This is a genomic window from Micromonospora sp. H61, assembly GCF_018070325.1.
In the GTDB taxonomy this organism is placed as follows: Bacteria; Actinomycetota; Actinomycetes; order Mycobacteriales; family Micromonosporaceae; genus Micromonospora; species Micromonospora salmantinae.
The window spans coordinates 19,419-33,428 of sequence record NZ_JAGPXY010000049.1; the positions used below are offsets into that span (position 1 = coordinate 19,419).

The 14,010-nt window shown below is 73.6% G+C and carries 11 protein-coding genes; 3 read left to right on the forward strand and 8 right to left on the reverse strand.

Annotation, left to right across the window (positions count from 1 at the left end):
- Positions 1 to 617 precede the first annotated feature (617 nt).
- Complete coding sequence (ddaH, locus tag KBX08_RS22365) at positions 618 to 1,433, forward strand: dimethylargininase (RefSeq protein ID WP_210785392.1); 816 nt, start codon at positions 618 to 620, stop codon at positions 1,431 to 1,433.
- Complete coding sequence (gene rocD, locus KBX08_RS22370) at positions 1,433 to 2,647, forward strand: ornithine--oxo-acid transaminase (protein WP_210785393.1); 1,215 nt, start codon at positions 1,433 to 1,435, stop codon at positions 2,645 to 2,647. The genes ddaH and rocD overlap by 1 nt, the downstream gene beginning before the upstream one ends.
- Positions 2,648 to 2,700: 53 nt before the next feature.
- Here the strand turns inward: rocD and KBX08_RS22375 are convergent, their stop codons facing one another.
- The 7 genes from KBX08_RS22375 to KBX08_RS22405 form a co-directional block, all read right to left on the reverse strand.
- A complete protein-coding gene (locus KBX08_RS22375) occupies positions 2,701 to 3,855 on the reverse strand; it encodes an FHA domain-containing protein (protein WP_210785370.1) in 1,155 nt (384 codons plus the stop codon).
- The gene (locus KBX08_RS22380; protein WP_210785371.1) at positions 3,852 to 4,145 is read right to left on the reverse strand and encodes a 4a-hydroxytetrahydrobiopterin dehydratase; all 294 of its coding nucleotides are present in this window, start codon (positions 4,143 to 4,145) and stop codon (positions 3,852 to 3,854) included. The genes KBX08_RS22375 and KBX08_RS22380 overlap by 4 nt, the downstream gene beginning before the upstream one ends.
- A gap of 154 nt (positions 4,146 to 4,299) precedes the next feature.
- A complete protein-coding gene (locus tag KBX08_RS22385) occupies positions 4,300 to 5,349 on the reverse strand; it encodes an acyl-CoA desaturase (RefSeq protein WP_210785372.1) in 1,050 nt (349 codons plus the stop codon).
- Between the two features lie 136 nt (positions 5,350 to 5,485).
- Positions 5,486 to 8,908, reverse strand: coding sequence for an SCO7613 C-terminal domain-containing membrane protein (locus KBX08_RS22390; protein ID WP_210785373.1), 3,423 nt, complete (start codon positions 8,906 to 8,908; stop codon positions 5,486 to 5,488).
- 48 nt (positions 8,909 to 8,956) lie between these two features.
- On the reverse strand, positions 8,957 to 9,277 hold the full coding sequence (gene cutA / locus KBX08_RS22395) for a divalent-cation tolerance protein CutA (RefSeq protein WP_091406014.1): 321 nt from the start codon (positions 9,275 to 9,277) through the stop codon (positions 8,957 to 8,959).
- 21 nt (positions 9,278 to 9,298) lie between these two features.
- A complete protein-coding gene (locus tag KBX08_RS22400) occupies positions 9,299 to 10,303 on the reverse strand; it encodes a 1-acyl-sn-glycerol-3-phosphate acyltransferase (protein ID WP_210785374.1) in 1,005 nt (334 codons plus the stop codon).
- Complete coding sequence (locus KBX08_RS22405) at positions 10,303 to 11,136, reverse strand: patatin-like phospholipase family protein (protein WP_210785375.1); 834 nt, start codon at positions 11,134 to 11,136, stop codon at positions 10,303 to 10,305. The genes KBX08_RS22400 and KBX08_RS22405 overlap by 1 nt, the downstream gene beginning before the upstream one ends.
- Positions 11,137 to 11,301: 165 nt before the next feature.
- Between KBX08_RS22405 and KBX08_RS22410 the strand changes: the two genes are divergently transcribed.
- Positions 11,302 to 12,801, forward strand: coding sequence for a serine/threonine-protein kinase (locus KBX08_RS22410; protein WP_210785376.1), 1,500 nt, complete (start codon positions 11,302 to 11,304; stop codon positions 12,799 to 12,801).
- Between the two features lie 18 nt (positions 12,802 to 12,819).
- On the opposite strand, the gene KBX08_RS22415 is transcribed toward KBX08_RS22410, so the two are convergent.
- A complete protein-coding gene (locus KBX08_RS22415) occupies positions 12,820 to 13,875 on the reverse strand; it encodes a glycosyltransferase family 4 protein (RefSeq protein ID WP_247669860.1) in 1,056 nt (351 codons plus the stop codon).
- Between the last annotated feature and the right edge of the window lie 135 nt (positions 13,876 to 14,010).

Below are 14,010 nucleotides of genomic sequence, written 5' to 3' on the forward strand. Positions count from 1 at the left end.
GGGCACTGTTCCGCTCGCCGGTGATGCACCGGCGAACAGCCGGCGGTTCGCCGGCAGCCCGATCAGTCCGGTGGTTCACCGGCCGGGCGACACCCTTTCAGGGGCGGCGGTTCGCCGCCCCTGAAGTGTTTCCAGGGTTCGACGGTTCCTTCCGGTCCAGGTCGCCGAGCGGCGATCTCGTGCGTCCCCGCAGCCGGGAGAACCACATACAACACCCTTTGCTCTGCATACCTATATGCGCCACGGGGCGTCCGTCCGGCAGGCGACCGTCGCGCGGCGCCGAAAAGTGGCCGGCGGATCCGGTACTCGTCGGTGCGGGTGGCCCGGTCTGGTGGTGCACATAGGGCAGCAGAGCAAAGGCTGCGAACGAGCCCGCCGGCTCCCCGGCCCCGGCTCTCGGCCCACAGCTCTCGGCCACCGGCCCACCGGCCACCGGCGCCTCCACGCTCCAACGCAACGATTCGTTTCAGATGGCCCGCTACACGCAACGAATCTCCGGTCTGCGCAACTCTCGGTGGTGGATCCTGCCGCTGACGCCGCATACCGTTGAGCAACGGCGCCAGCCCGTGGGCCACGGTGGCCGGGCGCGCCCGACCCCTGGGAGCAGGACAATGACGATGGACGCCACCAGCCAGCGCCTGTTGATGTGCCGGCCGACGTACTTCGCCGTCGATTACGCGATCAACCCCTGGATGGACCCGAGCGCGCCGGTCGACGCCGCGCTGGCCGTCCGGCAGTGGGAGCAGCTGCGCCAGACGTACCTTGACCTGGGCCACACCGTCGAGGAGATCACTCCGGTGCCCGGCCTGCCCGACATGGTCTTCGCCGCCAACGGCGGCACCGTGATCGACGGCAAGGCGATGGCCGTGCAGTTCCGCGACCCGCAGCGCGCCGACGAGGCGCCCGCGTACCGGGCCTGGTTCGAGGCCGCCGGCTTCCAGATGTACGACCCGAAGCACGTCAACGAGGGCGAGGGCGACGTCCTGCTGGCCGGTGACCACCTGCTGGCCGGCACCGGCTTCCGCACGGCGCACGCCGCACACGCCCAGTTGCAGGAGGTCTTCGGCTACCCGGTGATCACCATGCAACTGGTCGACCCACGCTTCTACCACCTGGACACCGCGTTGACAGTGCTCGACGAGCGGACCGTGGCGTACCTGCCGGAGGCGTTCTCCCCGGGCAGCCAGGCCGTGCTGCGCCGGCTGTTCCCCGACGCGGTGCACGCCACCATGGCCGACGCCGAGGTGCTGGGGCTGAACGCGGTCAGCGACGGGCGGCACGTGGTGCTGCCCGCGCAGGCCACCGACCTGGCCGCCAAGCTGCGCGACCGGGGCTACGAGACCATCGGGGTCGACCTGTCCGAGCTACGTAAGGCCGGCGGCGGACCGAAGTGCTGCACGCTGCGACTCCGTCAGGGAAAGGCAAGCAAGTGATAGTGGATGACAAGCTGCGTACGCCGGGAGCGGTCCGGGACGCCGAGCGCTGGACCGCGCACAACTACCACCCGCTGCCGGTGGTGATCTCGTCCGCCGAGGGCGCCTGGCTCACCGATGTGGACGGCCGCCGCTACCTGGACTGCCTGGCCGGCTACTCCGCGCTGAACTTCGGCCACCGGCACCCGCAGCTGATCGCCGCCGCGCACGCCCAACTGGACCGGCTGACGCTGACCAGCCGGGCGTTCATCCACGACCAGTTCGCCGACTTCTGCCGGGAACTGGCCGAGCTGTGCGGCAAGGACCTCGTGCTGCCGATGAACACCGGCGCCGAGGCGGTGGAGACCGGGATCAAGGTGGCCCGCAAGTGGGGCTACCAGGTCAAGGGCGTGGCCGCCGGGCAGGCCAACATCGTGGTCGCCGAGGGCAACTTCCACGGCCGGACCACCACCATCGTGAGCTTCTCCACCGACGAGGACGCCCGCGCCGACTTCGGGCCGTACACCCCGGGGTTCACTGTCGTGCCGTACGGCGACCTGGCCGCGCTGACCGCCGCGATCGACGAGAACACAGTGGCCGTGCTGCTGGAGCCGATCCAGGGTGAGCAGGGTGTGGTGGTGCCGCCGGAGGGCTACCTGCCGGGCGTACGCCAGGTCTGCACCGAGCGCAACGTGCTGTTCATCGCCGACGAGATCCAGTCGGGTCTGGGGCGTACCGGCGCGACCTTCGCCTGCGACCACGAGGGCGTCGTGCCGGACATGTACCTGCTCGGCAAGGCGCTCGGCGGCGGCATCGTGCCGGTGTCCGCGGTGGCTGCGAACGCCGACGTGCTCGGCGTGCTCAAGCCCGGTCAGCACGGCTCCACCTTCGGCGGCAACCCGCTCGCCTGCGCGGTGGCGATCGAGGTGGTCCGGCTGCTGGCCACCGGCGAGTTCCAGCGCCGCTCGGCCGAGCTGGGTGAGCGGCTGCGGGCCGGCCTGGAAGGGCTGCTCGGCAAGGGGCTGGTCGGGGTACGCGTCCGTGGCCTGTGGGCCGGTCTGGACATCGACCCGGCGCTGATGAGCGGTCGGGAGGCGTGTGAGCGGCTTGCCGCGCGCGGAATCCTCGCCAAGGACACCCACGGCTCCACCATCCGGCTCGCCCCGCCGCTGGTGATCACCGAGGAGGAGATCGACCTGGCGGTGACCCGGCTGGCCGAGGTGCTGGCCGGCTGACCCAGGACCGTGGTGAAAGGCGGGCGTCGGGGTTCCGGCGCCCGCCTTTCGCGTCAGGGGCGGGGCAGGCGCATGGCCATCGTCGGGGCCTCGGCCATCACCGAGGTGGGGGTGAACGGGGCACCGGTGGGCAGCTCCTCGGCCCGACCGATCTGCACCCCCGGGTACAGCTCCACCATGTCGTTCTCACCCAGCACCCGGGACTGCTGCGGCGCCAGCGGGATCCGGTCGGACTCGGTCATCGAACCGGCCGGGCGGATGCCGGAGCCGTTGGTGCTGACGTCGGTCACGATGACCTCGCCGACCCGCAGCTCGAAGCGGACGTGACCACGGCTGATCCACCGCCGGGCCTCGTCGTTGAGCCACTGCCCGAGCATGATCCCGCCGTCCTGCTCGGGAGCCCGGCCGGCCACGATCGGCTGCTCCTCGCTGAGCACGAACCGCCGTCGGACCAGGCCACCGACGCGCACCGCGAGCACCTCGGTACGCGGACGCGGGCCGGCGTCACCGAGCCGTACGCCGTGCCGGGGGCAGGTGGGCACGCCGGCCCGCAGCGCGGGCGGCGGCTGCGCTGCGGGGCTGCGGTCGGCACCCCCGGCCAGGTCGGCGAACGCGCCACCCCCACCACCGCCGCCGAACAGCGCGCAGCCCGACTCCGGGCAGCGCCACTGGCGGGCCAGCAGCTTGACGCCGGTCGGCGACCGCTTGCCGGCCACCGGCGAGTGCCCGCCACCGACGTGCGCGATGAACACCGGCCCGCCGGCACCCGGCACTGGTGCGACCACCCGACCAGGCTGCTCGACCAGCCACGGGAACCGACCGCGCAACCCGTCGAAGCGGACCCGGCTGAGCACCGGCAGACCGAGCAGGTCGGCGACCTCCAACATCCGGTCACCCGGGTTGTCGAGCACCTCGACGAGCCCGTCGTCGGCCCAGCGGCGGACGACCATCCGCTCGTTCGAGGTGAGGTCGGCGTCGGAGAGCAACGCCCGGTGCACCACCGCGTAGACCTGGACGCTGTCCTCCTCCAGCTCGCGGGAGAGCGCGTCGATGACCATGCCGAGGCGTAGCAGGCTGGCCGGTCGGCCACCGTCGATGTCCTGGTAGCGGATCACTTCGGCCAGGTCGACCACGGCTCGGGCCAGTGACGGGTCCGTGCAGACCCGACCCTCGATGGCATCCAGAACCTTGCTGATCTCGAATCTCATGCCGCACTCCGGACGATGTCGTCAATTCGCCGGGCCAGCTCGATGTCCCGGTGGGTGACCCCACCGGCCGAGTGCGTGACACAGCGGAAGGTCAGGGTCCGCCATCGGATGTCGATGTCGGGATGGTGGTCGAGCTCCTCGGCCACCGTCGCCACCCGGTCCACCACAGCGATGGCCGCCGGGAAACTGCCGAGCTGGACGTCACGACCGATGCCGGTCGGGTCACCCGACCAGTCGGGCAACCGGCTCAGCTCTTCTCGCACCGCGTCCGCGGTGAGCAGGTCTGCCATGACCAGACCCTACCGGTGGGGCGGCTGGCTGACCGGACGCGCCACCGGCGGTGGCGGTGGCGGAGCGAACTGCCAGGAACGCGACGGCGGGGCGGCATCTGACGATGCCGCCCCGCCGATCAATATCGTGTCAGCCGCGCATCGGCCGTGCTGTTCAGCCGCGCAGCGGCCGGCCCACCTCGTGCAGGTGACCGAGCGCCTGCCGGTACGACTCGACCAGCCCGGTCTCCGCGTACGGGATGCCCTGCTCGACGCAGTAGGCGCGGACGATCGGCTGGGCCCGGCGCAGGTTGGCGCGGGGCATGTTCGGGAAGAGGTGGTGCTCGATCTGGTAGTTGAGACCGCCGAGCGTGGTGTCCACCAGTCGGCTGCCGCGCACGTTGCGGGAGGTCAGCACCTGCTTACGCAGGAAGTCCAGCTCGTCCTCGGCGGTCGGCATCGGCATGCCCTTGTGGTTCGGCGCGAACGCGCAGCCCATGTAGAGGCCCCACAGCGCCTGGTGCACGACGGCGAAGAGCAGCGCCTTGACCGGGGACATGACCGCCAACAGCAGCGCCACGTAGGCGGCGGTGTGCGCGACGAGCAACGCCGCCTCGACCGCCCGGCGCCGCATCGGGACGGTGTACTTGCCGTCCTCCCGGCCGACGATCGCCCGGATGCTCGCCACGTGCAGGCTCAGGCCCTCGAGCAGCAGCATGGGGAAGAAGAAGTACGCCTGCCGCTGAGCCATCCAACGGCCGAACCCACGGGTCTCCAACGCCTGCTCGGGCGTCCACACCAGGGCACCCGCGCCGACGTCCGGGTCCTCGTCCTCGTGGTTCGGGTTGGCGTGGTGGCGGTTGTGCTTGTCGACCCACCAGCCGTAGCTGATCCCCACCGCCACGTTGCCGGCGAGCAGCCCCACCAACTCGCTGGGGCCACGCCGACGGAACATCTGGCGGTGCCCGGCGTCGTGACCGAGGAAGGCGACCTGGGTGGTGGCCACTGCCATCACTGCCGCGAGCGGAAGCTGCCACCAGGAGTCGCCGAGCATGAACACGGCCACCCAGCCGGCCACGAAGGCCCCGAGGGTGAGCACGATGCGGGTGACATACCAGCCGGGGCGCCGTTCCAGCAGGCCTGCCTGGCTGATCCGTCGGGACAACTGTGCGTAGTCACTGCCTCGCCGTCGTACCGGCGGTTCCGCCACCGCTCCGAGCGCCATCGCTGCTCCCGTTCCGCTTGCGCCCGTACCGGGGTGGTTCGGGCTTAATGTCAAGTCTCCCGATCGCGGTAGCCCTGAGTAACCCCGACAACCCCCGAATGGGGGGTAGGGCAGGCCCTACCCCTACTGGTTCGACTCAGCTCAGTCGGCCCACCGCGGCACGCAGTCGAGCCAGGTCACGGCGACGCCGCTCGTAGGTGGCGGCGAGCCCGACCAGCGCCAGCCCGCCGATCCCCAGGTAGATCCACCGGGGCAGCAGATCCCATCCCCGGGCCAGCTCGTGCAGCGCCAACAGCGTCAGCACCCCGCCGCCGAGCAGCACCGGCGCCTGCCACCGGCGGGTCGCGCCGGCCAGCACCGCGCCGGTCGCCGCCGCGCCGAGGAGCAGTCGCCGCCACGGCTGCGGGTCCGCCCCGGCCAGCACCGACACGAGGCTGGGCAGCAACGCCGCGACCAACCCCGGGCCGAGGGCCGGCCAGCTGGTCAGCCCCGGCCGGGTGCGCAGCGCCAACAGACCCGCTCCGACAGCGAGCGCCGCGGCCGGCAGGGTGTACGCCTCCAGCACTGTCACTCCACCGGCGGCCAGCAGCACCCAGGCCCCGAGCAGCTCGCTGCCGGCGGCGATCCCGGCGAACGCCCACCGCCGCCCGGCCGGTTCGCCCCGGCGCAGCAGCCGCAGCGCCACGGCGACGCCCCAGAGCACGCAGACGGTGGCGAGGTGCCGCGCCGCCTCGACGGCGAGCACCGCCGCCACCAGCGCGACGGCCTGCGCGGCGGCGTCCAGCACCCGTCCCAGCCGGACCCGCGCGGGGGCGACCGCCGCGGCGGCCAGCACCAACGCGGCCACCGCCAGCAGTGGGTACGCGGCGGCCCGCAACGGCAGCCCACCGGCGAGGGGGGCGGTCACCGCCAACGCGGACGCCGCGCCCACGGCGGCGAGACAGCCGGCGACCCGTACCCCGAACCGTCGCGCCCCGGCGGCGAGCGTCCCGGCCCTGGTGGCCAGCAGACCGAGCACACCGGAGGCCACCAGCACCACGCCCACCGGCACGGCGACCGGCGTGAGCGCCGGGCGGGCGGCGGCCAGCGCGGTGAACAGCAGCGCCGCCAGGCCGGCGAGCAGGACGGCGGCCGGCAGCACCGGCCACGGCGCGCCGACCGCGATGAGCAGCACCGGCAGCGCCGCCGCGACGAACGGCAGCGCGGGCGGCACCGGCAGGCCGACCCGCCGACCGGCCAGCGCGCCGGCCACCGCCAGCACGACCAGCGCGAACCCGACCGGGAGCACCGTCGGGTCGGCGACGACAGTGGGCACCCCCGACCACACCCGGTTCCCGCCGCCGTAGGGCGACCCGAACGCGGTCAGCACCGTCGGCAGGGCCGACAGGACGGCGACCGCCGCCAGCGTTCCGCCGGCCGCCAGCAACAGCGCCGACCGGGCCGATTCGCGCCCGTCGGCCGCCGGCCGGTCCCCGAGGGCCGCCTGGCCGGAGGCGTTCGCCGACGGCAGCAGGTAGACGACGAACGCGACACCCAGCGCGGCCAGCGCCGCGTACGGCGCGAGCGGCTCGTCACCCGCCCCGACCAGTGGCGCGAGGCCGGGCACTGTCACCGCGGCGACGGCGCCGGTCACCGCGTACCCGGTCAGCTCCACCCGGTGGCGGCGGGCCGCGAGCGCCGCGACCAGCGACAGCCCGGCGGCGGCCAGCGCGAGCCGGGCCTGCCACCAGGGCGGCCCGCCCGCGGCGAACATCGCCAGGGCCGCGAACCCGGGCAGCGCGAGCTGCCCGACCAGCAGGCCCGCACCGGCCACCTCCCGGTACGCGCCGGTCCCCCGTCGGACGGCCAGTGCCAGCCCGACCACGGCGAGCACGCCGAGCGCCACCAGGGCGCCGGTCGGGGCGGCCAGGGCGACGAGCAGCCCGTGCCCGAGCAGGACGGCGCCGCCGAGCGCACGGGTGCGCAGGGCGACCGACGGGGTGCTCGGGCGGGCCAACACGGCGAGCAGCAGCGCGACCCCGCCGACCAGGTCGATGGCCATCACCTGAGGCCAGGAGGCCGCCCAGCCGGCGGGCAAGGCGAACAGCACGGCAACCGCGCCGGTCGTGGCGAGCACCGCCCGCGTGTTCCGAGGGAGCAGCAGCACCGCGGCGCCGATCGCCAGCGCCACAGCGGGTGCCAGCTGCCAACCCCAGCGCAGGTCCGGCCCCGTCCCGGCCCCGCCCCAGGGCGGCAGCGACCGGCCGACGGCGGCGACCGCCAGCCCGATGGTGATCAACACGGTCACCTGCGCCGTGCCCCCCGCGACGACCAGCGCGCCGGCCCGCGGACCGGTCCGCCAACCGCCGCCACCGTCCACCGCCGCCGGCAGGAGCCGCACGGCGGCGGCCATCCCCAGCGCCACCGTCGCCGCCGCGAGCAACAGCAGGGACGGCCTCAGCTCCGCCACCGGACGCAGCAGGGCGGCGGCGAGCACCGGCACCAGCAACCCGGCCGTCACCGCCCGCAGCGCCCGTCCCCCGACGAGCCAGGCCGCACCGAACCCGGTCAGCGCGACCAGCAACAGCGGCACCCCGGCCAGCAGTGGCGAGCCCCCCGCCCGCCCACCGACCAGCGGCACCACCGCGCACGCCGAGGCGCCCACCAGCGCGGCGACGTGACCGGCGCCGGCCAGCACCCGGCCGACGAGCTGCGCCGCCCCTCCCCGGCCACGCAGCGCGGCCAGCACGGCCAGGTTCAGCGACGCCACCCCGAGCAGTACCAACGCCCACCCCGCCGCACCCAGCCCGGCCTCGGCGGCGAGCAGCGGCAACACCGGCTGGGCGGCCACCAGGGCGGCGAACCAGGGCCCCGTCAACCCGCTCCACCGGCCGTACGCCACGGCGACCGCCGCGCTGGCCCCCCCGACCAGCGCGGCGTACCGGCTGCCCGGCCAGCCGGCCACGCCAGCCAGGTCCACCGACCAGGCCGCGTAACCGTCCAGCACCACCAGCAGCAAACCCACAGCGGCGAAGGTCTCCGCCGTACCGCGCAGCCCTCGCCGGACCGCCAACAGCGGTACGCCCAGCGCGAGCGCGGTGAACGCCACCAGGATCAACGCCCGTCCGGCGACCCCCACCGCCGCCCAGGCGACCGCTGTGAACACGACCGCCGCGGTGCCCAACAGGAGTCCACCGAGGACGAAGAGCAAGCCCTGGACCGTCCGGGTCGAGGTTTCCGCCGCGCCCGGCCGCGAACCCGTCGCGACCCCGGGGCCCGGGCCGATGAACGGCGCCGGGCCGACGGCAGGCGCCGGGCGCGCCACGACCGAGGCCGCCAACCCGGCACGGACGACAGCGGCCAGTTCGGCTCGCCGCCCGGACACGGTCGACAGCCGCCCGGCCAGCTCGGTGTACGTGCGGCGAGCCCGCTCCACCTGCGGCTCAAGCTCGGCGACCTCCCGGCTCAGCCGAACCACCTCAGCGGCGATCGGGTCGGGCGCGCGGCGGCAGCCGGAGCAACCGGCGCTCAGATCGGCCGGTGCACCGCAGGCGGGGCAGGGGTAACGGGTGTCGTCCACCCGGTCATCATCGACAACCGACCGGGGTGCGACCCAGAGTGCGCGTACTCAGGATCGGGTGTGCTCGTACACCCAGGTGGCGTAGTCGGGGTTGCCGCTCTCCACCCTGGACACCAGAATCTCCGGCACCTCGTACGGGTGGCTGACCCGGATCTGGTCCAGCAACGCGGTGAGCCGATCCGGTGCGGTCTTGAACTGCACCGACCACTCGGTGCTCGTCTCCATCCCGGACCGCCACCAGTAGGTGCTGTCCACCTGACCACCCACCTGGGCGCAGGCGGCGAGCCTGCCGGCGACGGCCGCAGCCGCCAGCACGTCGGCGACCGAACGCGCGTCCACCACCGTTGTCACCACGCAGATCTCGTCCACGCCCGCACCCTACGCGGACATTTACCGATTAGCCGCGATCCAGGCATCAATCTGCGCCCACCAATCGAAGAGCCAGTCGATGCGTTCCTGCCGTCCGGTCGGTACGTCCTCCGGCGGCACCGACCAGAACCGCATCACGATCCGCTTGTCCATCGGCAGTTCCCGCCACACGTCGGTGACGGTGAGCATCCGGTCCAGCCCGGTGTGGGCGACGAAGATGACCCCGGCGTCCGGTGCGGCGTCCAGCGCGGCGAGCATCCCACCGGGCTGCGGGGCGAGCACGTGGCGCATCCGCTCGGCGCGCAGGGCCATCCTTTCCAGGCCGAGGGAGCGCAGCCGGGCGATGGCGCGCAGCCGTCGCCCGGGGGTGAAGTTGCCGCCCTCGGGGAAGATCACGAAGGCGTCGTTGTCGTCCAGGCCGGTGGCGAGGTGCCCGACCTGGCGTACCGTCTCCTCGCCGCGCTCCGGGGTCGGCGCGATGAACCGGTTGGGCAGACGGTTGAGCAGCACGTCGATCGCCGGATCCCACTGGAGGCTGTCCTTGAGGACGATCCGTGGCTCACGGTGGAACCAGTTGACCAGCCCGTGGATCAGGATGAACGAGTCGCCCGGCCCGGCGTGCCGGCAGAGCACCAGCTCGGGCCGGCCGGGCAGCGCCGTGTCCGGGTCGGTGCCCACCACGTCGATGCTCAGGCGCAGTGTCCAGCGTGCCTGCCAGAACAGCACCCGCAGGAACCAGCCGGCCAGCACGTAGTGCGCGCGCTGGAAGGCCGGGGACCGGGCCCGCCAGCCGAAGCCGGAGACGACCCAGAGCAGGAAGAGCGCGAGCAGCGCGGCGGCGTCCCAGACCAGGTAGAAGCAGCCGATCCAGAGCAGTCGCAGCGGGCGCAACCGGCCCGGGACCAGCGGGGACGCGGCCGCGGCGAGCAGCGCCCAGATCGGCAACGTGGTGACCACGAGGAAGGCGAGCAGCACGACGGCGGGGGCGATCAGCAGCCGACGCAGCCACCGGGGAGGCAGCGGCATCAACGCTCCAGGTGGGTGGCGAGGTAGCGCCGGGAGGCGGTGTACGCGCGGCTGATCCGCCGGCCCACCGCCGCCATGTCCCGGTACGCCCACGGCGTGTCGTCGCGTGGGTTGAGCCCGCCGGTCGGCAGGACGTGCACCTCCACCCCCTCCGGCAACGCCGCCATCTCCCGGAAGAACCGGTGCCGGCGGGAGATCTCGAACGCGACCTGCGCGATCTCCCACGGCCGACGGGGCGGGGTCAGCTCCCGTTCGATCCGACCCACCTGGAGGACGTAGATCCGGCGGGCGCCGACGGCCACGGCCTCGCCGATCGGGATGGAGTTGACGATGCCGCCGTCCACGTAGTGCGCGCCGTCGATCTCCATCGGCGGAAGCAGGCCCGGCACCGAGGCCGACGCCATCACCGCCGGCACCACCGGACCGCTGTCGAACCAGTGCTCGGCGGCCCGCTCGATGTGGGCGGCGCAGCACCGGAACGGCACCCGCAGGTCGGCGAAGGTGGTGTCCACCCCCAACTCGTTCTCGAGCAGGCGGCGCAGCGGCCGGGGCGAGTGCAGGTGGGTGCGGGCGGCGAAGCGGCGTAGCTGCCGGGCGACCGAGTCGCCGTACACCTCGCTCGCCTCCGGTGAGGCCCAGAGCCGGACCAGCCGGTCGGTCACCGCCTCGGACGGGTCGGCGGCGACCAGCGCGCCGTTGACCGCGCCGATCGAGGTGCCGAGGACCATGTCGGGTTGGATGCCGGCCCGGAACAGGGCACGCAACATGCCGACCTCGACCGCGCCGAGCACTCCCCCGCCGCCGAGCACGAACGCCACCGGTCCCCCCGCCATGTCTCTCATCCTGGCACGCGCCCGCCGCCGACCAGTGGGCCGCTGTCGACCGGCGGTCGGCGCACGGCAGGCACCGTCCGTCGACAGCCGGTGGCGACGGCGTTGACAGGCAGGACGCATTCGCGCAACCTGATACCGCTCCCACCCCTGAGGCAGGTGCGATCCGTGAAGGCAGCGCTGCATCCGGGCCGATTGCTGGCTCGCAGATACCGACTTCTGGACCAGATCGGCGCCGGTGGCATGTCGGTCATCTGGCGTGCCCGGGACGAGGTACTGGACCGGGTGGTCGCGCTCAAGGTGCTCGCCCCGTCACTCGCCGCCGACGCGCGGTTCCGGGGGATGGTGCGCGAGGAGGCACGAGCCGCCGCCCAGTTGGTGCACCCACACCTGACCTCCGTGCACGACTACGGCGAGACGGTCGACCCGGACGGCTCGATCACCTCGTTCGTGGTGATGGAGCTGCTCAGCGGCGAGGAGTTGAAGCTTCGGCTCACCGAAGGGCCGCTGCCCTGGGCCGAGGCGGTGCAGGTGGGCGCGCAGGTCGCGGACGCGCTGGCCGCCGCGCACCGGCTCGGCATCGTGCACCGGGACATCACCCCGGCCAACGTGATGATGACCGGGACGGGCGTCAAGGTGCTCGATTTCGGCATCGCCACCCGGATCGGCGCGCCCGACGAGGACGAGGACGGCGAGACCTTCGGCACCCCGGCGTACGTCGCTCCGGAACGTCTCGACGGCGCGCCGGCCCAACCGTCCACCGACGTGTACTCACTCGGCGTGCTGCTGCACGAGGCGCTCACCGGCCGGGTCCCGTATCCGGCGGACACCTGGGAGCAGCTCAGCGCCGCGCTGGCCAGTGGTCCGCCGCCAACGCTGGCCGACCTACCGGAACTGCCCGCACCGGTGGCCCAGATCTGCCTGCGCAGCCTCGCCCGGAACCCGGCCGATCGGCCGACCGCCCGGCAGGTCGCCACCGCGCTCCGCGATCACTCGCTGCCCGCCGAGCCCTCGACGGCGACCATCCGGGTGCCGACCCAGCCCCTGCCACCACAGTCGCCCGCCGTCGCGACGGCCGGCGGTCCGGCGGCAAAGCGACAGCACGGAGACGCCTCGGACGGCGCGACCTCCTCCAACGCGGGCGAGCCGGCGACCGGGTCGGGCTGGTCGCGTCGGCGGTTGGTGTTGCTGCTGGTGCTGGCCGTCGGGGTGACCCTGGCCGGGGTGGCCCTGCTGCCCGAACAGCAACCGACCCGCCGGGCGCAACCCTCCGCCGGGCCGGTGACGACACCGTCGACCGAGCCGCCGGCCCCCGAGTCGTCCGCGCCGATCACGTCGTCCCCGCCGACCGCTGCACCGTCGACGAAGCCGACCACCGGAGCGCCCACCTCGAACCCGGGCACCCTGACCCAGGTCGCGAACCGCGTCGACGGGTTGATCGGCTCCGGCCTGAGCGCCGGCGAGATCCGCGACGACGTGGCCCTCGACCTGCGCAACGAGCTGCGCAACCTGACCGTGGCGGTCAGCTCCGGCCGCGAAGAGCTGGCGCCGCCGGTGGCCCGGCTGCGTGCGAAGGTCGCCGTCCGTCTCGGTGAGGGCGGCATCAGCCCGGCGTACGCCTCTCGGCTCGACGCCGCCATCGCCGAGCTGGGCGCGACCGGGGCCTGACCCGGCGACACCGGTGGGTCAGCGCACCGGCACCCGGGCCGGCTCACGGGCGTCGTGCCGGCCGAGGGCGAAGCGCCGATAGACCTCGGCGTAGCCGCTCGCCATCCGCTCGACCGAGAAGTTCCGGGCGACGTGCGCCACGCAGTCCTCCGGGTCGAGTCGCTCCGCCGCGAGCAACGCCGCGGGTAGCTCCTCCGACCGCTCGACGACGAGCCCGGTCAGCCCCGGCCGCACCAGCTCCGGCACCGCACCCCGGTTGAGCGCCACCACCGGCGTGCCGGTGGCCATCGCCTCAAGCATCACCATGCCGAACGGCTCGTCCCACTGGATCGGCATGATCAGGCAGCGCGCGTCGACAAGCATCCGCAGCGTCGTCGCGCGGTCCGCGTTGAGCACGACTGTCACGTCCTCGTCGACCATCGGCGCGACGACCTGCTCGTAGTAGCGGCGCTCGGCCGGCTCGTTGCACTTGCCGGCCAACAGCAGGGGCAGTCCGGCCGCCCGGCACGCCCGGATGGCGGTGTCCGGGCCCTTGTCCGGGCTGAACCGGGCCAGCCACAGCACCGGCCCCGCGCCGGGCGTGTGCTTGCGCGGGAAGCCGCGGATGTCGAGCGCGTTGTGCACAGTGCCGGCCCAGGGCAGGTTCGGGTTCAGCCGGCGCTGGGCGTGCGAGATGGCCACGAGTGCGACGCCCGCGTCGATGTCGCTCAGCACGTCGCCGTACTCCCCGACGGGGTTGCCGTGCACTGTGGCGACAGTCGGCACGGCCCGACGGCCGGCGACCAGCGGACCGATCGTGGTGTGGTCGTGGATCACGTCGAAGTCGGCCGGGCTGATCAGCCGATTCACCCTGGCCAGGTGGGCCAGCTCGGGCAGTGACTCGCCGAGCCGCTCGTACTGGACCTCGGCCACCGTGGAGACGAAGCCGTCGGCCGCCGTGCCGTGGTCATCGCCGGCGCCGAACAGGGTCACCGAGTGCCCCTGCCCGCAGAGCGCGTCAACCAGGGCGGCGACGACCTGTTCGAGGCCGCCGTAGCCGGGTGGCGGTACGGACAACCACGGCGGAACCACCATCGCGATGCGCAGCGACCGCTCCTCGGGGCGGCCCGCAGGCGAGTGGTTCACGGCCACGAGTCCTCCCCGTTGCTCCCCGGTGCGGCGGCACCGCCGGTCGGCGGCGGTTTCCCGGTGGCGTCCCAGGTAAACCGG